25 protein-coding genes are annotated in these 20,553 nt (G+C 63.5%); 17 read left to right on the forward strand and 8 right to left on the reverse strand.

The window, feature by feature from the left end:
- Positions 1 to 95: 95 nt before the first annotated feature.
- The 4 genes from GM658_RS06230 to GM658_RS06245 all read left to right on the forward strand — a co-directional run bounded on the left by GM658_RS06230 (position 96) and on the right by GM658_RS06245 (position 2,455).
- Positions 96 to 935: a type 1 glutamine amidotransferase domain-containing protein gene (locus GM658_RS06230; protein ID WP_155453159.1), complete on the forward strand. Its 840-nt coding sequence runs from the start codon at positions 96 to 98 to the stop codon at positions 933 to 935.
- Between the two features lie 12 nt (positions 936 to 947).
- Positions 948 to 1,511, forward strand: a complete 564-nt coding sequence (locus GM658_RS06235) for a DUF4241 domain-containing protein (RefSeq protein WP_155453160.1) — start codon at positions 948 to 950, stop codon at positions 1,509 to 1,511.
- 45 nt (positions 1,512 to 1,556) lie between these two features.
- Complete coding sequence (locus tag GM658_RS06240) at positions 1,557 to 2,114, forward strand: PH domain-containing protein (RefSeq protein WP_155453161.1); 558 nt, start codon at positions 1,557 to 1,559, stop codon at positions 2,112 to 2,114.
- A 161-nt stretch (positions 2,115 to 2,275) separates the two neighbouring features.
- Positions 2,276 to 2,455, forward strand: a complete 180-nt coding sequence (locus tag GM658_RS06245; RefSeq protein WP_155453162.1) for a hypothetical protein — start codon at positions 2,276 to 2,278, stop codon at positions 2,453 to 2,455.
- On the opposite strand, the gene GM658_RS06250 is transcribed toward GM658_RS06245, so the two are convergent.
- Both GM658_RS06250 and GM658_RS06255 read right to left on the reverse strand, forming a co-directional pair.
- Positions 2,456 to 3,229, reverse strand: coding sequence for a DUF2145 domain-containing protein (locus tag GM658_RS06250; RefSeq protein WP_155453163.1), 774 nt, complete (start codon positions 3,227 to 3,229; stop codon positions 2,456 to 2,458). It lies immediately after the preceding gene.
- Between the two features lie 3 nt (positions 3,230 to 3,232).
- Positions 3,233 to 3,631 (reverse strand): hypothetical protein, encoded by a 399-nt coding sequence (locus tag GM658_RS06255; protein ID WP_155453164.1) that lies wholly within the window; start codon positions 3,629 to 3,631, stop codon positions 3,233 to 3,235.
- A gap of 130 nt (positions 3,632 to 3,761) precedes the next feature.
- Between GM658_RS06255 and GM658_RS06260 the strand changes: the two genes are divergently transcribed.
- Positions 3,762 to 4,493, forward strand: coding sequence for a helix-turn-helix domain-containing protein (locus GM658_RS06260; RefSeq protein WP_155453165.1), 732 nt, complete (start codon positions 3,762 to 3,764; stop codon positions 4,491 to 4,493).
- A gap of 13 nt (positions 4,494 to 4,506) precedes the next feature.
- On the opposite strand, the gene GM658_RS06265 is transcribed toward GM658_RS06260, so the two are convergent.
- Positions 4,507 to 5,634, reverse strand: a complete 1,128-nt coding sequence (locus GM658_RS06265; protein ID WP_155453166.1) for a M14 family metallopeptidase — start codon at positions 5,632 to 5,634, stop codon at positions 4,507 to 4,509.
- Positions 5,635 to 5,814: 180 nt separating this feature from the next.
- On the reverse strand, positions 5,815 to 6,744 hold the full coding sequence (gene paaX / locus GM658_RS06270; RefSeq protein ID WP_155453167.1) for a phenylacetic acid degradation operon negative regulatory protein PaaX: 930 nt from the start codon (positions 6,742 to 6,744) through the stop codon (positions 5,815 to 5,817).
- A 122-nt stretch (positions 6,745 to 6,866) separates the two neighbouring features.
- Between paaX and paaA the strand changes: the two genes are divergently transcribed.
- From paaA to paaZ, 12 genes are all read left to right on the forward strand, one after another.
- Entirely contained in the window at positions 6,867 to 7,856 is a 990-nt protein-coding gene (gene paaA / locus GM658_RS06275; RefSeq protein ID WP_155453168.1) for a 1,2-phenylacetyl-CoA epoxidase subunit PaaA, read from the forward strand.
- Between the two features lie 11 nt (positions 7,857 to 7,867).
- Positions 7,868 to 8,152 carry a 1,2-phenylacetyl-CoA epoxidase subunit PaaB gene (gene paaB, locus GM658_RS06280; RefSeq protein WP_028101924.1) on the forward strand — a complete coding sequence of 95 codons (285 nt, stop codon included), beginning with the start codon at positions 7,868 to 7,870 and terminating at the stop codon, positions 8,150 to 8,152.
- A 9-nt stretch (positions 8,153 to 8,161) separates the two neighbouring features.
- Positions 8,162 to 8,914, forward strand: coding sequence for a 1,2-phenylacetyl-CoA epoxidase subunit PaaC (gene paaC, locus GM658_RS06285; protein ID WP_155453169.1), 753 nt, complete (start codon positions 8,162 to 8,164; stop codon positions 8,912 to 8,914).
- Positions 8,914 to 9,459 carry a 1,2-phenylacetyl-CoA epoxidase subunit PaaD gene (gene paaD / locus GM658_RS06290; RefSeq protein ID WP_155453170.1) on the forward strand — a complete coding sequence of 182 codons (546 nt, stop codon included), beginning with the start codon at positions 8,914 to 8,916 and terminating at the stop codon, positions 9,457 to 9,459. The genes paaC and paaD overlap by 1 nt, the downstream gene beginning before the upstream one ends.
- A gap of 4 nt (positions 9,460 to 9,463) precedes the next feature.
- Positions 9,464 to 10,540: a 1,2-phenylacetyl-CoA epoxidase subunit PaaE gene (paaE, locus tag GM658_RS06295; RefSeq protein WP_155453171.1), complete on the forward strand. Its 1,077-nt coding sequence runs from the start codon at positions 9,464 to 9,466 to the stop codon at positions 10,538 to 10,540.
- A 64-nt stretch (positions 10,541 to 10,604) separates the two neighbouring features.
- A complete protein-coding gene (paaG, locus tag GM658_RS06300; protein WP_170298702.1) occupies positions 10,605 to 11,396 on the forward strand; it encodes a 2-(1,2-epoxy-1,2-dihydrophenyl)acetyl-CoA isomerase PaaG in 792 nt (263 codons plus the stop codon).
- Between the two features lie 2 nt (positions 11,397 to 11,398).
- Positions 11,399 to 12,952, forward strand: coding sequence for a 3-hydroxyacyl-CoA dehydrogenase PaaH (gene paaH / locus GM658_RS06305; RefSeq protein ID WP_155453172.1), 1,554 nt, complete (start codon positions 11,399 to 11,401; stop codon positions 12,950 to 12,952).
- Positions 12,945 to 13,391, forward strand: a complete 447-nt coding sequence (gene paaI, locus GM658_RS06310) for a hydroxyphenylacetyl-CoA thioesterase PaaI (protein ID WP_155453173.1) — start codon at positions 12,945 to 12,947, stop codon at positions 13,389 to 13,391. The genes paaH and paaI overlap by 8 nt, the downstream gene beginning before the upstream one ends.
- 18 nt (positions 13,392 to 13,409) lie before the next feature.
- The gene (gene paaK, locus GM658_RS06315) at positions 13,410 to 14,720 is read left to right on the forward strand and encodes a phenylacetate--CoA ligase PaaK (protein WP_155453174.1); all 1,311 of its coding nucleotides are present in this window, start codon (positions 13,410 to 13,412) and stop codon (positions 14,718 to 14,720) included.
- A gap of 1 nt (position 14,721) precedes the next feature.
- A complete protein-coding gene (pcaF, locus tag GM658_RS06320; protein WP_155453175.1) occupies positions 14,722 to 15,927 on the forward strand; it encodes a 3-oxoadipyl-CoA thiolase in 1,206 nt (401 codons plus the stop codon).
- A 2-nt stretch (positions 15,928 to 15,929) separates the two neighbouring features.
- Positions 15,930 to 16,547: a phenylacetic acid degradation protein PaaY gene (gene paaY / locus GM658_RS06325; RefSeq protein ID WP_155453176.1), complete on the forward strand. Its 618-nt coding sequence runs from the start codon at positions 15,930 to 15,932 to the stop codon at positions 16,545 to 16,547.
- 13 nt (positions 16,548 to 16,560) lie between these two features.
- The gene (paaZ, locus tag GM658_RS06330) at positions 16,561 to 18,606 is read left to right on the forward strand and encodes a phenylacetic acid degradation bifunctional protein PaaZ (protein ID WP_155453177.1); all 2,046 of its coding nucleotides are present in this window, start codon (positions 16,561 to 16,563) and stop codon (positions 18,604 to 18,606) included.
- Here paaZ and GM658_RS06335 read toward each other — a convergent pair.
- The 4 genes from GM658_RS06335 to GM658_RS06350 form a co-directional block, all read right to left on the reverse strand.
- The gene (locus tag GM658_RS06335) at positions 18,581 to 18,874 is read right to left on the reverse strand and encodes a hypothetical protein (RefSeq protein WP_155453178.1); all 294 of its coding nucleotides are present in this window, start codon (positions 18,872 to 18,874) and stop codon (positions 18,581 to 18,583) included. The two genes, paaZ and GM658_RS06335, sit on opposite strands and share 26 nt — an antisense overlap.
- A complete protein-coding gene (locus tag GM658_RS29235) occupies positions 18,849 to 19,271 on the reverse strand; it encodes a hypothetical protein (RefSeq protein ID WP_229416789.1) in 423 nt (140 codons plus the stop codon). The genes GM658_RS06335 and GM658_RS29235 overlap by 26 nt, the downstream gene beginning before the upstream one ends.
- A gap of 67 nt (positions 19,272 to 19,338) precedes the next feature.
- On the reverse strand, positions 19,339 to 19,866 hold the full coding sequence (locus GM658_RS06345) for a hypothetical protein (protein ID WP_155453179.1): 528 nt from the start codon (positions 19,864 to 19,866) through the stop codon (positions 19,339 to 19,341).
- Positions 19,857 to 20,552 carry a hypothetical protein gene (locus tag GM658_RS06350; protein WP_155453180.1) on the reverse strand — a complete coding sequence of 232 codons (696 nt, stop codon included), beginning with the start codon at positions 20,550 to 20,552 and terminating at the stop codon, positions 19,857 to 19,859. The genes GM658_RS06345 and GM658_RS06350 overlap by 10 nt, the downstream gene beginning before the upstream one ends.
- Position 20,553 lies beyond the last annotated feature (1 nt).

Below are 20,553 nucleotides of genomic sequence, written 5' to 3' on the forward strand. Positions count from 1 at the left end.
TTGCCTTTAAGGGAAAAATGGTTTGGCTGGGCGGTAGTTTATCGCCGTTGGAGGTTTGAATAAAGTAGCACCATCAACTTCCCAAGGAGCTAACGATGTTCAAGAAATTCACCGCAATCGCCCTTGCAGCCGCCGCATTGGGCGCCAGCGCTGCCCACGCCGGCAACGTGCTGGTCGTCCTGTCCGATGAGTCCACGCTGGACCTGAAGGCCGGCAAGACCTTCCAGACCGGCTTCTACCTGAACGAGCTGATGCAGCCCGTGAAGATGCTGCTGGACGCCGGCCATACCGTGACCTTCGCCACTCCGACCGGCAAAGCGCCTACCCTGGACAAGGGTTCGGTCAACGCCATGTTCTTCGGCGGCGACCAGGCCGCATTGGAAGCGCACCAGAAACTGCTGGAGCAGCTGCGCCTGACCGACAGCGCCAACTCGCCTGTCATCAGCCTGGCGCGCGTTGAGCAGCAGGGCTACGGCAAATACGATGCGGTCTACGTGCCGGGCGGCCACGCGCCGATGCAGGACTTGCTCACCAGCGCCGCTTTGGGTAAGGTGCTGGCCGCCTTCCACCAGGACGGCAAAACAACCGCGCTGGTATGCCATGGCCCGATCGCGCTGCTGTCGGCCATGCCGGACGCGAAAGGCTTCACGATGAAGCTGGCGCAAGGCGCGACGCCAACGCAGCCGAAGTGGATCTACTCCGGCTACAAGGTGACCGTCTTCACCAACGATGAAGAGGAAGCGTCCAAGGGCCAGCTGGGTGGCGGCGAAATGAAGTTCTACCCGGAGACCGCGCTGGTAAAGGCTGGCCTTACCTTCTCCAAAGCCCCCAACTGGCAGGGCAATATGGTGACGGACCGCGAACTGGTCACCGGCCAGAACCCTGCATCGGCGCCACTGGTGGGCAAGGAATTGCTGGCGCGGCTGCAAAAGTAATATGATGGGCGCATGAGTTACGCGCCAAACCCCGAAGGACTGCGCTCCGCCTTTGCCGCGGAGCGCTTTTCGTTTGAAGAGACCTCTGTGCAGTTCGCGCTGGTGGAAGCCGGCCGGCTGACGGTCGCCAATGGCAGGATCGCCGCCGGCGACACGCAGGCTGATCCCGCGCCGGAACCTTTCACGCAGTGCGTGCCGAATGGCGAATTTCCCGTCACGCTGGCGCTGGCGCGCTTCGAGAATGGCGAAGAGCGCATCGCATATGCACGCGTACTGCTCGATGGCGCAGCTCCTGCACACTGGTATCCCGCACTCACCGCCGACCAGGATGCGCGCACGCTGAATGATGGCGAAATGTTCGGCTACGCCGTGGCATCGGGGAGCGCCTGCTTCGCCAGCGGCGACAGCAGCGTCGAATTCTCAGTTGGCGCCGGCCTTTATCCTTCTTATTTTGCTTACGATGGCGCCGGCCGCGTGACCGCACTGGTCACTGATTTTGCCGTCGTGCCGGGAATCCGCGACCTGCCGGGGCCGCGCCGCAGCTGGTGGAATCGCGTACTTTTCTTCTGGAAGTGAGAATCTGCCAGATTTAAGCGCCTTGCTGCCGGGTAAGATAGCGGTATGGATGCTCTTTCGACCAATGAACGCGTTTTATGGCAAGGCGTTCCGCGCCAAGGCCTGATGCTGCGCGGCGCAGATGTCCTGATGATTCCATTCAGCCTGCTGTGGGGCGGTTTCAGCCTGTTCCTCGAATACTCGGTGATGCGCTCCGATGCGCCGATGGTGCTGCGCCTGTGGAGCATTCCTTTCGTGCTGATGGGCGCTTATATGGTCGGCGGCCGCTTCGTTATCGAAGCCTGGCAGCGCGCAAGGACCGAATATGTGGTGACCAATGAACGCATCATTATCCGTTCCGGCATTTTGCGCCGCCGCGCGCAAAGCCTGGAACTGCGCGCGCTGGGCGATTTTGCCTTGACGGAAAATAACAAGGGCGAAGGGACAATTTCTTTCGGCGTGTCGGCTGCGGGCACCCGCTTCACCGGCCTGGCTGCCTGGCCGGGCGACAATACGATTCCACGCTTCGACACCATTGCGGATGCAGGCAAGGTGTACGAGATCATTCGCAAAGCGCACTACGCGGCCGGCCACACGCGGCCATTCGGGCAACGCCTGGGTTGATGCGTATCGTTTGCGCTGCCGACGAGCAAGCCGCAAGCGAGCGCTATGAAAATTAGCTTCATGTTCGCCACCACAAAGCCGCGTGATCGCCGCAGATCGCAGCACGGCCCTTGCGGCGGCGCAAAACTGGCAACTTCGGAACGCCGCAGCTAACATGAAGCATGGTCAGCAAACGACAAATCGAGCGCCTGCCGCCGCTGAATAGCGAACCGGAGCTTGCTCAGCCGGGCGTCCCGCCCCACCTGCGTTCACCTGGCCAGCCGGGCTATCCGCAGGCGAGGGAACTGGAGCGGCTGCGGCGCAAGCACCTTATCTGCCTGCGTAAGCTCAGCCGCAAATAATCACAGTTCGAGAATCTGCGCGCCACGATCGTGGCTGCGCACGAACTGTTCGATCCCATCTACCGTCACGGTATCGAAGTGGCCACGCAGGCGCGGCCCGGTCGGGTGATCGTCAAATGCCACATTGGCGCGGAACAGGCGGGCGCCGACGCGCGCGCCCAGCCCAACGTCTACGCCGACAGGGTGAAAGCCCGCTTCAGCAAGCCACTGCTGCGCCTCGGCGCGCGTCTCCACCTTGCCTGGGGGCGCGCTGGCTGCGGCCAGCGTCTCCAATGCCCACTGGTTGGAGTTCTGGTAGCGGGTGGAGAAGGCGTAGGCCAGCATGCTGTAGTTCGCTTCGTGCAGGCGCAGCGGCGTGCGCGATGCGAGTACCTGCGCCAGCCGTTGCTGCACTTCGGGCGAAGGCAGCATCACCAGCGCCTGGTAGCGATACAGGCCGCTCATGAAGAAGTTGCCCAAGCCGTCGTTGTACAGCGCGGAATCGGCGGTGCCGCAATCGTTCAGCAACTGCACCACGACCCAGCGTCCGGCAGGGTGATCGCGCCATGCCAGGCCGACGTGGGAATAACGCAAGCCGTACTGCGACAGGTTCTGTCCTGCGCGCGCAATGATCGCCACTTGCGCGCCGCTGGCATCGAGTGCCTGCATGCTGCGCTCGGCAAGGTCCAGTGAGCGCCGGACTTCATCCACCGTCATGGGTTTCGGCTCGCAGTTCTGGCCGGCGTGGGCGATCGCCGCGGCGAGCAGCAGCATGGCTGCCAAGAGGCGCTTCATCGCTTAGCTCACGCGGCTATGGTGCAGCAGCGCTTTGCCCGCCTCGTTCGGCAGGAAAGCGATGACCTGGCCTGACACGACGAGCGCGTGGCCCGCCGACATGGCTACGACGCTGACGGCGGTTCCGGCTGCGACAGAAACGCCTTCCAGCGCCTTGCCGCTGAACTGCACGCTGGCCTTGCTGCCATCGCCGGCGGCTTTCAGCACGACGACGACGCTGTCGCCCACGACTTCAACCGATTCGACCACCAGCGCACCGGCGCCCGATACCGTCAGCGCGGAACCGGCTACCACGACGGCGGACAGGCCGCTGGCGCCGTTGCTCAATGTTTGCGAATCGCCTTCCGCCTGGCTGGCGGTGCACGCCATGGCGAGCATGGTGGCGATCAGGACGCGTTTCATTTCGTACTCCTGTGGATGAAAGTGCGGCAATCTTGGCGCGGACCCGCGCCTGGGGCAACCGCGGTCCGCACTGTAGCGCCCGGCCATGCTGGTGGTATCATAATCCGATACCAATTATCGGAATTGCATTATGTCCAACGTCAGCCGCCTGGTTGAAGCACTCAAACGCCAGCTCAAGGCGCGCGGCATTACCTACGCCGCGCTGGGCCAGGAAATCGGCCTGTCCGAACCGAGCATCAAGCGTATGTTCGCGGCCCGCAATTTCACGCTGGAGCGGCTGGAGCAGGTGCTGGCCGTGCTGGACATGGACTTTGCCGAACTGGCGCAAGCCAGTGCCGATACGCCGCAGCTGATATCGCAGCTCACCTATGCGCAGGAAAAGGAAATCATCAGCGACACCAAGCTGCTGGTGGTGGCCGTGCTGGCACTGAACCAGGTGCCGATCGAGGAAGTGGTGGCCAATTACAAGATCAGCGCCGCGGAAGCGACGGCCTGCCTGCTAAGGCTGGACAAGATCGGCTTCCTGATGCTCAAGCCGAACAACAAGGTCAAGCTGCTGGTGTCGCGTACCTTCAGCTGGCTGCCGAATGGCCCGATCCAGGCTTTCTTCCGCGAAGAGGCATATGGCGACTATTTCGATAGCCGTTTCGACGGCCATCATGAGGTGCAGCGGCTGGTGAGCGTGATGCTGTCGCAGCAATCGACGCGCGCCTTGCTGGAACGTTTGAAGCAGGTGGCGGACGAATTCTCGCTGCAGCACCAGGATGATGCGCGGCTGCCGTGGGAGCAGCGCCGCGCCGTGACCATCATGCTGGCTGCGCGCCCGTGGATACCGAAAGCATTCCGGGCGCTGCAGCGCTAAGCGGCGTAAAGGCTTAGAAGTTGCGCAGGGTGCGCAGGATAGCTTGCAGCACGTCAGCACCCAGCTTGGCGGAGCGGGCGCCATTCCAGCCTACCAGTTCGTCCGGATCGTTGGCGTTGTCCTTGAACGGCAGTTCCAGGGTCAGCGACAGGCAGCCGAACAGGTGGGTGATGTGCGGCGAACCCATGGTCAGCACTTCCGGCGTGTAGGGCGAGTCAGGGTAGCCGTGTTCCGATTGGAAGTCCGGCGACGCCAGCTTGAAGTCGGCGATGAACTTTTCCTGCGCGGCCTTCTGCTCCCTGGTGAAGTTCGGCAGGGCATCGCTGCCGGCCACGAAGACGTACGGCAGGCCTTCGTCGCCGTGCACGTCCAGGAACAGGTCGCAGCCGATTTCCTTCATCTTCTCTTTGACCAGGAAGACTTCCGGCGAACGCTCCATGGTCGGCTCGTTCCACTCGCGGTTCAGGTTGGCGCCGGCGGCATTGGTGCGCAGGTTGCCGCGCACGGAGCCGTCCGGGTTCATGTTCGGCACCACGTAGAAGCAAGCGTCCTGCAGGCATTGGCGGGCGTATGGATTGGCCGCGTCGAGCAGGGCTTCGACCATGCCTTCCACGAACCATTCAGCCATGGTTTCGCCAGGGTGCTGGCGGGCGATGACCCACACCTTTTTCTCGGCCTGCTGGTCGCCGATCACCAGCATGTTCATGTCGCGGCCTTCCACGGTGCTGCCCAGGTCCACCAGTTCGGTCAGCGGGTGCAACTGCGCGGAGTCCAGCAGGGACAGGTGGCGTTCCCACGAATACGGCTCGAAATAGGCGTAGTAGACGGAATCATGTTCCGGCGCGTGCTCGATGGTCATCACATCGCCATCGAAGGAAGTCGGTACACGGAACCAGTTATCGCGGTCGTAGGAAGCGACGGCGTTGTAGCCCTTCCAGCCCTCGGCATACGCGGCCTTGCCGGCGTTCAGGAAACGGATGGTCAGAGGCACCGCTTGCGCGCCCTGCACACGGAAATAGAACCACTGGATGATGTCCGCGTGGGAGTCCTTGCGGATATTGACGTCGATATCGCCAGCGGAGGTAACGCTGACCACATCGATGGCGCCAGCATCGAACTGGCTGCTGATTTTGATAGACATTGTGTGTCCTGTCGGAAAAAGGGGCGCCGTCGCGCGAAGCCCGACATGATACACCACCCCCTACAGCCGCGCTCGTGTCCCACCCTGGGGTCACACCCGAAATGAGACACAAGCCCAACCGTGGTCACGGTTGGGCTTGTGTCTCATTTCGGGTGTGACCCCAGGGGGACACGAGCTCTGCTATTGGCCGCTGAAGCGCTGGTAGAAGCTGGCCTCGGGGTGCGGGGCGCTTGGGTCTTCGCGCTGCAGGGCGGCGAGGATGTGTTGCTCGGCGGGGGCTTGCAGCTGACGGTAGAGCTGGCTGGCCAGTTCGTAGGCGCGGGCGCCGGGCCAGGGCTCGGGCAGCAGCTCGATCGGCAATTGCGGGTCGTGCAGCTGCACGCGGCGGTAGGCGTGGATCAGCAGGGTGCGCAGGACGAAGGCTTGCTCGGGGTCGATGCCTGCCGTTCCTGCTTCGTCCAGCAGCGCAGGCAGGCTCCCGAACTGGGCGGCGAATTTTTCGTAGCCTGCGATCACCTCGCTCAGGTCCCAGCCTTCGGCGATCATTTCGCCCAGCGGGCGCGCGCGCAGGCCGGGCACTTCGCTCGCTTGGACCACGTACACTTTGTGCAGCAGGCTAAGGCGCGTCAGCAGGGCTTCCAGGGCTTCGATGTCGCCGGCGGGATGGCCGGCGATTCCTGGCGCGATCACGCTATAGCCTTCCCACAACAACTCCTTGCGCAGCTGGCTGCGCGCCGGCGCGTCCAGCCCGTCGGCGGCCAGCACCAGGGTCCACTGGCCGTTCCAGTGCACGTTCAGAGGGGCGTAGATGCGGCGGAAGGCGCGGCTGAAGCGGCGCATGGCGTCGGGCGTGATGGCGTAGCTGCTGCGGCGGCCGTCGCGCTGGGCGCCCAGCCAGCCTTCCTGCGCCAGCCGGAAAACGGAGGTGCGCAGCAGGCGGTCGTTCACGCCGAAGGGGGCCAGCAGCTCGATCAGGCTGCCCGTCCACACCATGCCGCCGTGCGGGACGATGGCATCGCCGAAGATGGTCATGACCAGCGATTTGGAGCGTGGCGGGTCGCTGGCCAGGAATTCTTCAATCCAGCCATTGATTTTCTGGTTTTTTTGCATAGACCGATTTTATACACTGTCATTGATCTGGATACAGAATTTTTAAATGACACACAAAATTCGTTTGCAAATCCGATTTTGTATCGTATTATGAGTCTATCCCGAACAAGGAGGCCCTCCTTATGTACGCACAAATGGTGGAAACCGGCCTGAAGAAGGTCCAGACCGTAGAAGATATGGACGCGCAGGAGCGCGAGTTCCAGGCGCGCATCGACGCCGGTATCAAGATCGAGCCGAAAGACTGGATGCCGGAGGCTTACCGCAAGACCCTGATCCGCCAGATCTCCCAGCACGCCCACTCCGAAATCGTCGGGCAGTTGCCTGAAGGTAACTGGGTGACCCGCGCGCCGACCTTGAAGCGCAAATCCATCCTGCTGGCCAAAATCCAGGATGAAGCGGGCCATGGCCTCTATCTGTACAGCGCCGCAGAAACCCTGGGCGTATCGCGCGATGAACTGCTGGCGGCCCTGCATAGCGGCAAAGCCAAGTACTCGTCGATCTTCAATTATCCGACCCTGAGCTGGGCCGATATGGGCGCCATCGGCTGGCTGGTGGATGGTTCGGCCATCATCAACCAGATCCCGCTGTGCCGCTGCTCTTACGGCCCGTACTCGCGCGCCATGATCCGCGTCTGCAAGGAGGAGTCCTTCCACGCGCGCCAGGGCTACGACATCATGATGTCGCTGGCCAAGGGCACGCCGGAGCAGAAGGCGATGGCGCAGGATGCGCTGAACCGCTGGTGGTGGCCATCTCTGATGATGTTCGGCCCTTCCGATGCGGCTTCCGTCAACAGCGCGCAATCGAGCGCATGGCGCATCAAGCTGTTCTCCAACGATGAACTGCGCCAGCGCATGGTCGACCAGACCGTGCCGCAAGCCGAATTCCTGGGCCTGACCATCCCCGACCCTGACTTGAAGTGGAACGAGGAGCGCGGCTCCTACGACTTCGGTGAAATCGATTGGGAAGAATTCCACCAGGTCCTGAAGGGCAATGGCCCTTGCAACCGCGAGCGCCTGCGCACCCGCGTCAAAGCCTACGAAGACGGCGCATGGTTCCGCGACGCGCTGGTAGCCTACGCCGACAAACACAATAAGGAGCAGGCTGCGGCCTGAGAGGAGACAAGATGAGCAAAGAATGGCCACTGTGGGAAGTCTTCATTCGCAGCCAGCACGGCCTGGCGCACAAGCATGTGGGCAGCCTGCATGCACCGGATGCGGAGATGGCAGTCAATAACGCGCGCGACGTCTACACCCGCCGCAATGAAGGCGTGAGCATCTGGGTGGTGCGCGCTTCCGACATCGTCGCCAGCGCGCCGGCCGACAAGGGCCCGCTGTTCGAGCCTTCCAACAGCAAGGTGTATCGCCACCCGACCTTCTTCCCGATGCCGGAAGAAGTGAAGAACCTGTAAGGCTGCGACATGGATAACAAGGTCAATTACCTGCTGCGCCTGGGCGACAACGCCATGGTGCTGAGCCAGCGCCTGTGCGAGTTGTGCGGCAAGGGCCCGGCGCTGGAAGAGGACATGGCGCTGTCCAATGTGTCGCTGGACCTGCTGGGCCAGACCCGCATGTGGTACACCTTCGCCGCCGAACTGGAAGGCGCGGGCCGCGATGAGGACAAGCTGGCTTACCTGCGCGATGCGCAGGACTACAAGAATGTGCTGCTGGTCGAACAGCCGAACGGCAACTACGCGCACACGCTGGTGCGCCAGTTCTTCTTCGATGCCTGGCATTACTTCCTGATCGGCGCGCTGACCAAGTGCAGCGATGCGCGCATCGCGGAAATTGCCGAGAAATCGCTGAAGGAGGTGACCTACCACCTGCGCCGCAGCGGCGACCTGGTGGTGCGCCTGGGCGATGGCACCGATGTTTCTCACCATTTCACGCAGACTGCTGTTGATGAACTGTGGATGTACACAGGTGAGGTGTTCAACTACGACGCTGTCGATGAAGCCATGGTTGCGGAAGGCATTGCGCCGCCGGCCGCCATGCTGCGCGAACAGTGGCTGTCGCACGTTTCCGATATCCTTGGCGAGGCAACGCTGGCCATGCCGCCGGCCGACGCATGGATGCAGAAGGGCGGCAAGCAAGGCCGCCATAGCGAGCACCTGGGCTACCTGCTGGCCGAGATGCAGTTCCTGCAGCGCGCCTACCCTGGTTCGGAGTGGTGATGGACGCGACGCGTGTCTGGTCCCTGCTGGAACAGGTGTCCGACCCGGAGATCCCGGTGATTTCAGTGGTGGACCTGGGCATCGTGCGCGATGTGCAGGTGACCGGGCCTTCTTCCTGCGCGGTCACGATCACGCCGACTTATTCCGGCTGCCCGGCCATGCAGGTGATTGCGGATGCGGTGCAGAGCGCACTGCAGGACGCCGGCATCCAGCAGGTCGATATCATCACCCGTCTGTCGCCGGCATGGACCACCGACTGGATGAGCGACTCGGGCAAGGCCAAGCTGAAAGGCTACGGCATTGCCCCTCCGGCCCAGAAAGTGGTCGACATCAGCGGCCTGCGTACGCCGCGTCCGGCCGCCGCGCCGCTCGATCCGCTCAAGGCCGGCATTGCGCGCGGCGCCGTGCCAGCGCCGAAAGTGATCTGCCCGCACTGCGGCTCCGACCACACGGAAATCACCAGCCAGTTCGGTTCCACGCCCTGCAAGGCGCTGTACAAGTGCCTCGACTGCCGCGAGCCTTTTGACTACTTCAAGTGCCACTGACATCATGAGCAAATTCTATCCACTGTCCGTCGCCAAGGTGCAGCAGGAAACCCGCGATTGCATCGCCGTCACCTTCGCCGTGCCTGCCGAACTGCAGGAAAGCTTCAAGTACCAGCAAGGCCAGCACCTGACCTTGCGCACCAATATCAATAACGAAGACGTGCGCCGTTCGTACTCGATCTGCTCCGCCGTGCAGGACGGCGCCCTGCGCGTGGCGATCAAGCGCACGCCGGGCGGCATGTTCTCCACCTGGGCCAATGAATCGCTCAAGCCTGGCGCCACCATCGAAGTCATGCCGCCGATGGGCCACTTCAACGTGCCGCTGGACGCGGGGCAGTGCAAGAACTACCTGGCCTTTGCGGCCGGCAGCGGTATCACGCCTATCCTGTCGATTATCAAGACCACGCTGATGACGGAACCGACCAGCCGCTTCACGCTGTTCTACGGTAATCGCGCGTCGTCGTCGGTGATCTTCAAGACGGAGCTGATGGAGCTGAAGGATACTTACCTGGAGCGCTTGAATATCGTCTATGTGATGTCGCGCGAGCAGCAGGATATTGAGCTGTTCAACGGCCGCATCACCAAGGAAAAGACCGAGCAGTTCCTGCAGCACTGGATCGATATCAAGGATTACGACACCGCCTTTATCTGCGGGCCGGAAGACATGATGCTGGGCGTTTCGGCTGCGCTGCAGGAGGCGGGCATGCCGAAATCGAACATCAAGATCGAACTGTTCGCCGCCAGCATTCCAAAGCACACGCATAAGCCGCGTCCAGTGGCCGATGCGGCGCCGCACCTGACCGAAGTCACTGTGATCATGGATGGCAATGCGGCGTCCTTCACCATGGAGAAGGATAAGGAATCGATCCTTGATGCCGGCTTGCGTGCTGGACTGGATATGCGCTACTCCTGCAAGGGAGGCGTATGCTCTACCTGCCGCTGCAAGATGGTGGAGGGGAAGGTGGATATGGACGTCAACTACGCGCTGGAAGACTACGAGATTGCACGTGGGTTTGTGTTGAGCTGCCAGGCGTTCCCGGTGACTGATAAAGTGGTTGTCGATTTCGACCAGGCTGAATAACCCCAAACCCGGTAAACCTGGGTCAGACCCGGGTTTACAGGGTCTAAGAAAAGAGGAGACAAGAGTGACCTACGAGAACATCCAGTTTGAAATCGAAGCAGGCGTCGCCAAGCTGACCCTGAACCGTCCCGATAAGCTGAACAGCTTCACGCAAGCCATGCACCTTGAAGTGCGCGAAGCGCTGCAGCAACTGCGCGCCGACAAATCCGTCCGCGTCCTGGTGCTGACAGGCGCCGGCCGCGGCTTCTGCGCCGGCCAGGACCTCGGCGACCGCGCCGTCGCCCCGGGCGGCGCCGCAGTGGACCTTGGCGAATCCGTCGAAAAGTTCTACGCCCCCCTGGTCCTCGCCCTGCGCGAACTGCCGATGCCCGTCATCTGCGCCGTGAATGGCGTCGCCGCCGGCGCCGGCGCCAACCTGGCCCTGGCCTGCGACATCGTCCTCGCCGCCAAATCCGCCAGCTTCATCGAGGCTTTCTGCAAACTGGGCCTGATCCCCGACACCGGCGGCACCTGGCATCTGCCGCGCTTGATCGGCCACGCGCGCGCCACCGGCCTCGCCATGCTGGGCGAAAAGCTGTCCGCCGAACGCGCCGAGCAATGGGGCCTGATCTGGAAAGCGGTACCGGATGAAGAACTGATGAACGAAGCCATGGCCATGGCCAAACACTTCGCCGGCGCCCCGACCAAGGGACTGGCTTTCACCAAGCACGCATTGCAGGCAAGCTACGGCAACACCCTGGCCGACCAGCTCAAACTGGAAGGCGAAATGATGCGCGAGCTTGGCTACAGCCACGACTACCGCGAAGGCGTGGACGCCTTCATCAATAAGCGCGCTCCAAACTTCAAGGGAGAATAAGCATGGCGGCTCTGGCGCAAGGCAGTGTCGTTGCCGTGATCGGCAGCGGGGCAATGGGTTCCGGCATCGCGCAGGTGGCGGCAGCGTCCGGCTACACGGTCAAGCTGTTCGACACGCGTGCGGAGGCGGTGGCGAAGGCCATCGCCGATATCGGCAAGGTGTACGGCAAGCTGGTTGAAAAAGGCAAGATGAGCGCCGCCGATGCGGACAGTGCGCGTGCACGCCTGCACGGCGTTGCCGGCCTGGCCGATGTCGCCGATGCAAAGCTGGTGGTCGAAGCCATCGTCGAAAACCTGGACGTCAAGCGCGGCCTGTTCTCCGACCTGGAAGGCATCGTCGCCGACGACGCCATCCTGGCCACCAACACTTCCTCGATTTCCGTCACCGCCATCGCCGCCAGGCTGCGCAAGCCGCAGCGCCTGGTTGGCATGCACTTCTTCAACCCGGTGCCGCTGATGGCGCTGGTGGAGGTGATCAGCGGCCTGGCGACCGACGCCGCCGTCGCGGAAACGGTGTACGACACCTCTATCGCCTGGGCCAAGAACCCAGTGCATGCCAAGTCCACCCCAGGTTTTATCGTCAACCGCGTGGCGCGCCCGTACTACGCCGAAGGCTGGCGCCTGCTGAACGAGCAGGCCGCCGACCCCGCCACCATCGACGCGGTGATGCGTGAAGGCGGCGGCTTCCGCATGGGCCCATTCGAGCTGATGGACCTGATCGGCCATGACGTGAATTACTCCGTCACCGAATCCGTATTCCGCGCCTACTACAACGACCCGCGCTTCACGCCGTCGGTGCTGCAGCAGGAGATGGTCAACGCCGGCTTCCTGGGCCGCAAATCGGGCCGCGGTTTCTACGACTACGGCGAAGGTGCCGCGGCGCCGCAGCCGCGTGCCGAAGCGCCGCAACCGACGCCGGAATACATCGGCTACAGTTTTGAGCCGGGCGCACACACGGCCATCGCCACCACCATCATCGAGCGCATGAAAGAGCGCGGTATCGCCGTCACCAAGCGTAACTCCGCCGAAGGCCACCGTTCGACTGAAGCGCCGGCATTTCACTGCAACGGCGCCGCCATCTACCTCACCGACGGCCGCACCGCGACCCAGCGCGCGCGCGACGACAAGCACGACGACATGGTGGTGTACGACCTGGTATTCGATTTTGCCAAGTCGCCGCGCATCGCCATCGCCTGCTCCGACCAGTGCAGCCCGCGTGCCATGGCATCGGCCATCGGCATGTTCCAGGCGGCCGGCTTCACGGTCACGCGCCTGGATGACGTGCCTGGCCTGGCCGTGATGCGCACCGTCGCCATGCTGGCCAACGAGGCAGCCGATGCCGTCAACCAGGGCGTTTGCAGCGCGCAGGCCGCCGACGTGGCGATGCAGAAGGGCGTCAATTATCCGCGCGGCCCGCTGGCCTGGGCGGATTTGGTCGGTGTGCCGCACATCGTTACCGTGCTGGAAAACCTGGCAAGCAGCTATGGAGAGGACCGCTATCGCGTGTCGCCCCTGCTGCGCCGCCGCCAACTGAGCGGAGCGAGGATCCATGCATAACCCTAAGACGAATCCACAGGCCCTGGCAGAAGCCGCCGGCGCGGCCATGTACGCGCGCGACGCCGCCAGCCAGGCCCTGGGTATGAAGTTGGTAGAAATCCGCCCCGGCTATGCGCGCATGGCCATGCCGGTGCGGACCGATATGCTGAACGGGCACCAGACTTGCCACGGCGGCTTCATCTTTGCGTTGGCGGATAGTGCTTTCGCATTCGCGTGCAACAGCCATAACCACACGACGGTTGGCGCAGGCTGCACGATCGACTACCTCGCCCCTGGGCGGTTGGACGACCTGCTGACGGCGGAAGCGATCGAGCGCACGCTGGCCGGCAAGACCGGCATCTACGATGTCAACGTCACCAACCAGGAGGGCAAGATGATCGCCACCTTCCGCGGCAAATCGCACCGCGTGGCCGGAGAGGTGGTTCCAACCCATAGCTAGTTGATGGAGGTAGTACCGATGGTCCAACGCACCCCCGCACCGAACGACCTGGAGCCGATCGAGCGCGCCAGCCGCGATGAACTGCAAGCGCTGCAGCTTGAGCGCCTGAAGTGGTCGCTGAAGCACGCCTACGAGAACGTCAAGCACTACCGCGACGCCTTTGACGCCAAAGGCGTGCACCCGGACGACCTGAAATCGCTGTCCGACCTGGCGAAGTTCCCCTTCACCGACAAGAAGACCCTGCGCGACAACTATCCCTTCGGCCTGTTCGCCGTGCCGCGCGAGAAAGTCGTGCGCGTGCACGCTTCCAGCGGCACCACCGGCAGGCCGACCGTGGTCGGGTACACGCAGAAGGACGTCGACATGTGGGCCGATATGGTGGCCCGTTCCATCCGCGCCGCAGGCGGGCGCGCCGGCGACATGGTGCACATCTCGTACGGCTACGGCCTGTTCACCGGCGGCCTGGGTGCGCACTACGGCGCCGAGCGCCTGGGCTGCACCGTGATCCCGATGTCCGGCGGCCAGACCGAAAAACAGGTGCAGCTGATCCAGGACTTCAAGCCGTCGATCATCATGGTCACGCCTTCCTACATGCTGAACATCGTGGAAGAATTCCAGCGGCAAGGACTGGAGTGCGCCGAGTCGTCGCTGAAGGTCGGCATCTTCGGCGCCGAGCCCTGGACCAACGCCATGCGCGGCGAGATCGAGCAGCGCGCCGGCATCGACGCGGTCGACATCTACGGCCTGTCCGAAGTGATCGGCCCCGGCGTGGCCAGCGAATGCATCGAGTCGAAGGACGGTCCGGTCATCTGGGAAGACCATTTCTACCCCGAGATCATCGACCCGGAAACGGGCGAAGTCCTGCCGGACGGCGAAGAGGGCGAGCTGGTATTCACTTCCCTGAGCAAGGAAGCGATGCCGGTGGTGCGCTACCGCACGCGTGACCTCACGCGCCTGCTGCCGCCGACTTCGCGCTCCATGCGCCGCATCGGCAAGATCACCGGCCGCTCGGACGACATGCTGATCATCCGCGGCGTGAACGTGTTCCCGACCCAGATCGAGGAACAGATCTGCAAACTGCCGAAGCTTGAACCGCAATACCAGCTGGTGGTCAGCCGCGACGGCCACCTGGACAAGCTGGAAGTGCTGGTGGAGCTGCGCGCCGGCATCGCCCGCAGCGATGCGGGGGACGTGGCGCGCGAGCTGGAGCACCGTATCAAGACCAATGTCGGCGTGAGCACAAAAGTCACGCTGCTGGGACCGGGCGGCATCGAACGCACCGCGACCGGCAAGGCCAAACGAGTAATAGACAAACGACCAAAGGAATAACATGACCGAAGCATTCATCTGCGACGCCGTTCGCACCCCATTCGGCCGCTACGGCGGCGCACTGGCAGGCGTGCGCGCAGACGACCTGGCGGCGATCCCGATTGCCGCCCTGGTGGCGCGCAATCCTTCCGTGGACTGGAAGCAGGTGGACGACGTCTACTACGGCTGCGCCAACGGCGCGGGTGAGGACAACCGCAACGTGGGCCGCATGGCGGGCCTGCTGGCAGGCCTGCCGGTGGAAGTGCCGGGCACCACCATCAACCGCCTGTGCGGCTCCTCGCTGGACGCGGTGGGCATGGCGGCGCGCGCCATCAAATCCGGCGAGGCGCAGCTGATCATCGCCGGCGGCGTGGAGAGCATGACCCGCGCGCCGTTCGTGATGGGCAAGGCCGACAGCGCGTTCTCGCGCAGCGCCAGGATCGAAGACACCACCATCGGCTGGCGCTTCGTCAATCCGCTGATGAAGCAGCAGTACGGCATCGACTCCATGCCGGAGACCGCAGAAAACGTGGCCGAGCAATGGACCGTGGCGCGCGCCGACCAGGATGCCTTCGCCATCCGCAGCCAGCAGCGCTGGGCCGCCGCGCACGCGGCAGGTTTCTTCAAAGGCGAGATCGTGCCGGTCACCATCCCTCAGAAGAAAGGTGATCCCAAGGTCGTCGACACCGACGAGCATCCGCGCCCGGACACTACCATCGAAGCGCTGGCCAAGCTGAAAGGCGTGGTCAAGCCCGATGGCTCGGTCACCGCCGGCAACGCATCCGGTGTCAACGACGGCGCCTGCGCGCTGCTGCTGGCATCCGGCGCCGCCGTCGACAAATTCGGGCTGAAGCCGCGCGCCAAGGTGCTGGGCATGGCCACTGCCGGCCTGGCGCCGCGCATCATGGGCTTTGGCCCGTCGCCGGCCAGCAAGAAGCTGCTGGCGCAGCTGGGCATGACCATCGAGCAGATGGACGTGATCGAGCTGAACGAAGCCTTTGCCGCACAGGGCCTCGCCGTAACCCGCGACCTGGGCCTGGCCGACGACGACGCCCGCGTGAACCCGAACGGCGGCGCCATCGCCATCGGCCATCCGCTGGGAGCCTCGGGCGCACGCCTGGTGACCACGGCGCTGAACCAGCTGGAACGTACCGGCGGCCGCTACGCGCTGTGCACCATGTGCATCGGCGTGGGCCAGGGTATTGCGCTGGTCATTGAGCGAGTCTGAGCATGCCTTGCTACGAAATCAATGGTGTAAGGCCGGTGGTCCATCCCACCGCCTATGTGCACCCGACCGCAGTGCTGGTCGGCGACGTGATTGTCGGCCCGCGCTGCTACGTCGCGCCGCTGGCCTCGCTGCGCGGCGACTTCGGCCGCCTGATCCTGGAAGAGGGCGCCAATGTGCAGGACACCTGCGTGATGCACGGCTTCCCCGGCGGCGACACGGTGGTTGAACAGGATGGCCATATCGGCCATGGCGCCGTGCTGCACGGCTGCCGCATCGGCCGCAATGCGCTGGTGGGCATGAACGCGGTGGTGATGGATAACGCCGTGGTGGGCGCCGAGTGCATCATCGGCGCCGCGGCCTTCGTCAAGGCCGGCATGGAAATTCCTCCGCGCAGCATGGTGGTTGGGGCGCCGGCCAAGATCCTGCGCCAGGTCAGCGACAGCGAGATCGCCTGGAAGACCCTGGGCACCGGCCAGTATCACGAGCTTGCCGTGCGTTCCATGCAGACGATGGTGGAGTGCCAGCCCGACACAGAGGCTGCGCCGGGCCGCCAGCGCATGCAATGGGACACGTCGCTCCCCATGCACCTGCACAAACAAGCATTCGACAATAAACAGTAATCGGAGACCCTAAATGGTACATACCCTGCAAAGCTTCATCGGCGGCCGCTGGCAAGGCAAGGAGGCAGCGAACGCGCTGCACAGCGCCTTGGACAACCGAGTCATCTATCACACCCACGCCGAGCAGATCGACTTTGCCGAAGCCGTGCACTACGGCCGCAAGACCGGCATCCCGGGCCTGATGAAGCTGGACTTCCAGACTCGCGCCCAGCGCCTGAAAGCCCTGGCGATGTACCTGATGGAGCGCAAGGAAGAACTGTATGCGATCTCGCACCTGACCGGCGCCACCCGCCCGGACAGCTGGGTCGACGTGGAAGGCGGCATCGGCACCCTGTTCGCCTACGCCAGCATGGGCAGCCGCGAGCTGCCTTCGTCGAACGTGCTGCACGAAGGCCCGGCCATGGCGCTGGGCAAGCGCGGCGGCTTCTCCGGTACCCACATCCTGGTGCCGCGCGGCGGCATCGCGGTGCACATCAACGCCTTCAACTTCCCGATCTGGGGCCTGCTGGAAAAGTTCGCGCCATCCTTCCTGGCCGCCATGCCGTGCATCGGCAAGCCAGCCAGCGCCACGTCCTACCTGACTGAAGCCCTGATCCGCATGATCAACGATTCCGGACTGCTGCCGGAAGGCTCGCTGCAGCTGGTGATCGGCAGCACCGGCGACCTGCTGGATCGCCTGGGCGGCGCCGACGTGGTGACCTTCACCGGTTCCGCCGACACAGCCGCCAAGCTGCGCTCCAACCGCAACCTCATTGCCAACTCCGTACCGTTCACCGCCGAAGCGGACTCGCTGAACTGCGCCATCTTGGCACCGGACGTCACGCCTGACGATCCTGAATTCGACCTGTTCGTGAAAGAAGTGCAGCGCGAAATGACCACCAAGGCCGGCCAGAAGTGTACCGCCGTGCGCCGTATCATCGTGCCGCGCGACCGTGCCGATGCCGTGGCTGAAAAGCTGCGCGAGCGCTTGGCCAAGGTCGTGGTGGGCGATCCATCGGTGGAAGGGGTGCGCATGGGCGCATTGGCTTCCAAGGACCAGCAGCGCGACGTGGCCGAACGCGTGGCGCAACTGGCGCAAGGCAACGAGATCCTGTTCGGCGGCGCGGGTGTGCTGAAGCTGGTGGGGCAGGGCGTTGAGAATGGCGCCTTCTTCTCGCCGACCCTGTTGCTGTGCCGCGATGCGCTGAGCAACGATGCGGTACACAACGTGGAGGCCTTCGGCCCGGTCAGCACCATGATGACCTATGACACCATCGACGAAGCACTGGAACTGGCCGCACGCGGCAAGGGTTCGCTGGTGTCTTCGCTGATCACCAAGGACCCCGCCATCGCCGCCTACGCCGTGCCGATCGCCGCCGCCTCGCACGGTCGTGTGCACGTGCTGGACCGCGAAGCGGCGGTCGATTCCACCGGCCACGGCTCGCCGCTGCCGCAGCTGAAGCACGGCGGCCCTGGCCGCGCCGGCGGCGGTGAAGAACTGGGCGGCATCCGCGCGGTGCGCCACTTCCTGCAGCGCGCCGCAGTGCAAGGCTCGCCGACCATGCTGACCGCCATCATCGGCGAATACGTGCGCGGCGGCGCCGTCAAGGAAAGCGATATCCATCCGTTCCGCAAGTGTTTCGAAGACCTGGAGATCGGCGACTCGCTGCTGACCCATCGCCGCACCGTGAGCGAAGCGGATATCGTCAACTTCGGCGGCATTTCCGGCGACTTCTTCTACATGCACTTCGACGAGATCGCGGCCAAGGACACGCAGTTCGGCAAGCGCATCGCCCACGGCTACTTCGTGCTGTCGGCAGCGGCGGGCCTGTTCGTGTCGCCTGCGCCAGGCCCTGTGCTGGCCAACTACGGCCTGGACAACCTGCGCTTCATCACTCCCGTGGCGATCGGCGACACCATCCGCGCGCGCCTGACCTGCAAGCGCAAGGTTGACCGCAACCGCACCGACGATAAAGGCCGCGGCCAGGGCGTCGTGGCGTGGGACGTGCAGGTGACCAACCAGAACGATGAACTGGTGGCCAGCTACGACATCCTTACGCTGGTGTCCAAGCGAGCATAAAGGCCACGGCCGCAAAGCCCAGTGCTATCAGCAGCACCGCAGTCCACTTCACCCTGTAGTGGACTGCGTGGCAGCGCTGGCAAACCCGCATCTTCGCGCCGCCGCCACTGGCGAGCGGCAGCTCCTCATAGTTATTCCGTCTGATTTCGGCGGCACACAACGCGCACGCGCTGCGCTGATTGCGCCGGCCGCCGCGCCACTGGCGCAGCCGGTCCATCAGCAGCGCCGCCACCAGCAGCGCGCTAAAAAGCAGGAACAGTATCTTCATCGTGCGCCGACTTTAGCACAAGCCAGCACGCGCCCCCCGCGGCGAGGCCCGCGAGCGCCAGCATTGGGCCAAGGCGAAGCAGGTGGCGTGGCGCATACGCGCAGGCCAGGAAGGGAAGCCAGGCAAGCGCAGTGGCAACGGCGCCGCCCATGAAATACCGCGCGCTGCCGTAGCCGCGGCGGATCGCCAGCGCGATGCTCACTGCAAATGGCGGCAGCGAGGCGGCAAAAGCCATGATCCAGGCCAGTACCAGCGTGGCTAGCGGAAAGCGGATGTGCGCATCGCCATTGGTGAAGAAGTCCCACAACTCGTTGCCGCTCACAAAAGTCACTGTGGCGCAGCTGACGGCAAGCAGGTAGGCGTACGTGACGCGTTCAAGGGAGGTATTGGTATTCATGGCCCGCACTGTAGCGGGCCTGTGTGCGCTGGAGATGAAGCGGCGGTGAAGCCGCTTCAGTTTCTTATCAGGACTTCTTCAGGGCTTTCCGCGCCTTGTCGAATTCCGCATTTTCAAGCGCGGTCTGGCGATTGACCAGTGCCTCCACGTCTTTGGCGGCGGTAACGATTCTACCCAGCAGGCCGTTCACGGCGGCGACGTTGGCTTCGTCTTCGAATATGATGGTCTCGCCTTCGACACTGGCCAGCTCTTTATGCGCCTGCAGGAAGGCGATCAGTTGCCGCTGCGCTGAGAACATCCGGCGATAGGCTTCGCCCAGGTCGCCGGCAAAGGTGTACAGATTGGCCGTCACCTCGTCCATCTTGGCGCGGAACTTAGGGTGCCCCGCAAATTCGCTTTTGCCAATATCCTGCTCGCGGTCGTGAATCGCGCCGTCCAGGTCTTTCAGGGCGATGGCCAGCGCGTCTTCTGCCTTGTCCACCACGCCGGCCGCTTCGTCATAGTTCTGTTTTGTGACGATGCCGCCCGGCTTGGTCTGCTCGAAGAAATCCATCTTGTCGAGCTCCGCATTATAGCGATGGAAAGTCAGCGCCATCTTTGCGTGCTGTGGCCAAGGGCCAGGATGATCTGGTCCCAAGGGCCGAAACCGATGGTGCGGATCTCGATCGGACGGCCGGTCTCGCTCACCTTTGCCAGTTCGGCCTGCGTCGTTTCGATGGTTTTCAGCGCTTCCAGGGCCAACTGGGTGTCCAGTTCTGCGCGGATGCTGTCCATTGTGGACCGCAGCAGGTCCGAAATCTTCGGCATCAGCTCTGCGAATTTCTTGCTCGATGCGTCGTTATCGATACGCTGCAGCACCTTGGTTTCTTCCGCAGTCAACGGCGCGACTTTTTCACCTGTTGCTCCCCATTCTGCGACATAGGCTTTCAGCCGATGGCGGTATGCAGGATGGCGCACGGACGCCGCCACGCTGGCAGCGAGATCCTGGGGCAGGATTTCTGCGAGGCGCGGCGCCACCTTGGCGCTGAGTTCTTGTTTCGAAATCCTGCGTACAAAGTAATCGCGCATCGCACGGTTGTAATTCTCTGTCACTTTGGCATAAACCATGGCCTCGTAGAACGGCAGGCCGTCCAGGATGTCGGTCAGGTCCTTGGCGTATGCCGGAGCCAGTGCCGCAGGCGGCGCGGTGACGGCCGTATTTGCTGCGAAGGCAGGTACAGCCAGCGCGCCGCCCACGGCGAGAGCCAGCAGCAATTCACGGGCGATGGATTTCAATTTCATT

The organism is Massilia eburnea (assembly GCF_009720745.1).
Classification (GTDB): domain Bacteria; phylum Pseudomonadota; class Gammaproteobacteria; order Burkholderiales; family Burkholderiaceae_D; genus Rugamonas; species Rugamonas eburnea.

Excerpts from the sequence above, each read along its gene's own strand:
- GM658_RS06230 (WP_155453159.1), top strand. The coding sequence starts at position 96 with ATGTTCAAGAAATTCACCGCAATCGCCCTTGCAGCCGCCGCATTGGGC.
- GM658_RS06235 (WP_155453160.1), top strand. The coding sequence starts at position 948 with ATGAGTTACGCGCCAAACCCCGAAGGACTGCGCTCCGCCTTTGCCGCG.
- GM658_RS06240 (WP_155453161.1), top strand. The coding sequence starts at position 1,557 with ATGGATGCTCTTTCGACCAATGAACGCGTTTTATGGCAAGGCGTTCCG.
- GM658_RS06245 (WP_155453162.1), top strand. The coding sequence starts at position 2,276 with ATGGTCAGCAAACGACAAATCGAGCGCCTGCCGCCGCTGAATAGCGAA.
- GM658_RS06250 (WP_155453163.1), bottom strand. The coding sequence starts at position 3,229 with ATGAAGCGCCTCTTGGCAGCCATGCTGCTGCTCGCCGCGGCGATCGCC.
- GM658_RS06255 (WP_155453164.1), bottom strand. The coding sequence starts at position 3,631 with ATGAAACGCGTCCTGATCGCCACCATGCTCGCCATGGCGTGCACCGCC.
- GM658_RS06260 (WP_155453165.1), top strand. The coding sequence starts at position 3,762 with ATGTCCAACGTCAGCCGCCTGGTTGAAGCACTCAAACGCCAGCTCAAG.
- GM658_RS06265 (WP_155453166.1), bottom strand. The coding sequence starts at position 5,634 with ATGTCTATCAAAATCAGCAGCCAGTTCGATGCTGGCGCCATCGATGTG.
- paaX (WP_155453167.1), bottom strand. The coding sequence starts at position 6,744 with ATGCAAAAAAACCAGAAAATCAATGGCTGGATTGAAGAATTCCTGGCC.
- paaA (WP_155453168.1), top strand. The coding sequence starts at position 6,867 with ATGTACGCACAAATGGTGGAAACCGGCCTGAAGAAGGTCCAGACCGTA.
- paaB (WP_028101924.1), top strand. The coding sequence starts at position 7,868 with ATGAGCAAAGAATGGCCACTGTGGGAAGTCTTCATTCGCAGCCAGCAC.
- paaC (WP_155453169.1), top strand. The coding sequence starts at position 8,162 with ATGGATAACAAGGTCAATTACCTGCTGCGCCTGGGCGACAACGCCATG.
- paaD (WP_155453170.1), top strand. The coding sequence starts at position 8,914 with ATGGACGCGACGCGTGTCTGGTCCCTGCTGGAACAGGTGTCCGACCCG.
- paaE (WP_155453171.1), top strand. The coding sequence starts at position 9,464 with ATGAGCAAATTCTATCCACTGTCCGTCGCCAAGGTGCAGCAGGAAACC.
- paaH (WP_155453172.1), top strand. The coding sequence starts at position 11,399 with ATGGCGGCTCTGGCGCAAGGCAGTGTCGTTGCCGTGATCGGCAGCGGG.
- paaI (WP_155453173.1), top strand. The coding sequence starts at position 12,945 with ATGCATAACCCTAAGACGAATCCACAGGCCCTGGCAGAAGCCGCCGGC.
- paaK (WP_155453174.1), top strand. The coding sequence starts at position 13,410 with ATGGTCCAACGCACCCCCGCACCGAACGACCTGGAGCCGATCGAGCGC.
- pcaF (WP_155453175.1), top strand. The coding sequence starts at position 14,722 with ATGACCGAAGCATTCATCTGCGACGCCGTTCGCACCCCATTCGGCCGC.
- paaY (WP_155453176.1), top strand. The coding sequence starts at position 15,930 with ATGCCTTGCTACGAAATCAATGGTGTAAGGCCGGTGGTCCATCCCACC.
- paaZ (WP_155453177.1), top strand. The coding sequence starts at position 16,561 with ATGGTACATACCCTGCAAAGCTTCATCGGCGGCCGCTGGCAAGGCAAG.
- GM658_RS06335 (WP_155453178.1), bottom strand. The coding sequence starts at position 18,874 with ATGAAGATACTGTTCCTGCTTTTTAGCGCGCTGCTGGTGGCGGCGCTG.
- GM658_RS29235 (WP_229416789.1), bottom strand. The coding sequence starts at position 19,271 with ATGAATACCAATACCTCCCTTGAACGCGTCACGTACGCCTACCTGCTT.
- GM658_RS06345 (WP_155453179.1), bottom strand. The coding sequence starts at position 19,866 with ATGGCGCTGACTTTCCATCGCTATAATGCGGAGCTCGACAAGATGGAT.
- GM658_RS06350 (WP_155453180.1), bottom strand. The coding sequence starts at position 20,552 with ATGAAATTGAAATCCATCGCCCGTGAATTGCTGCTGGCTCTCGCCGTG.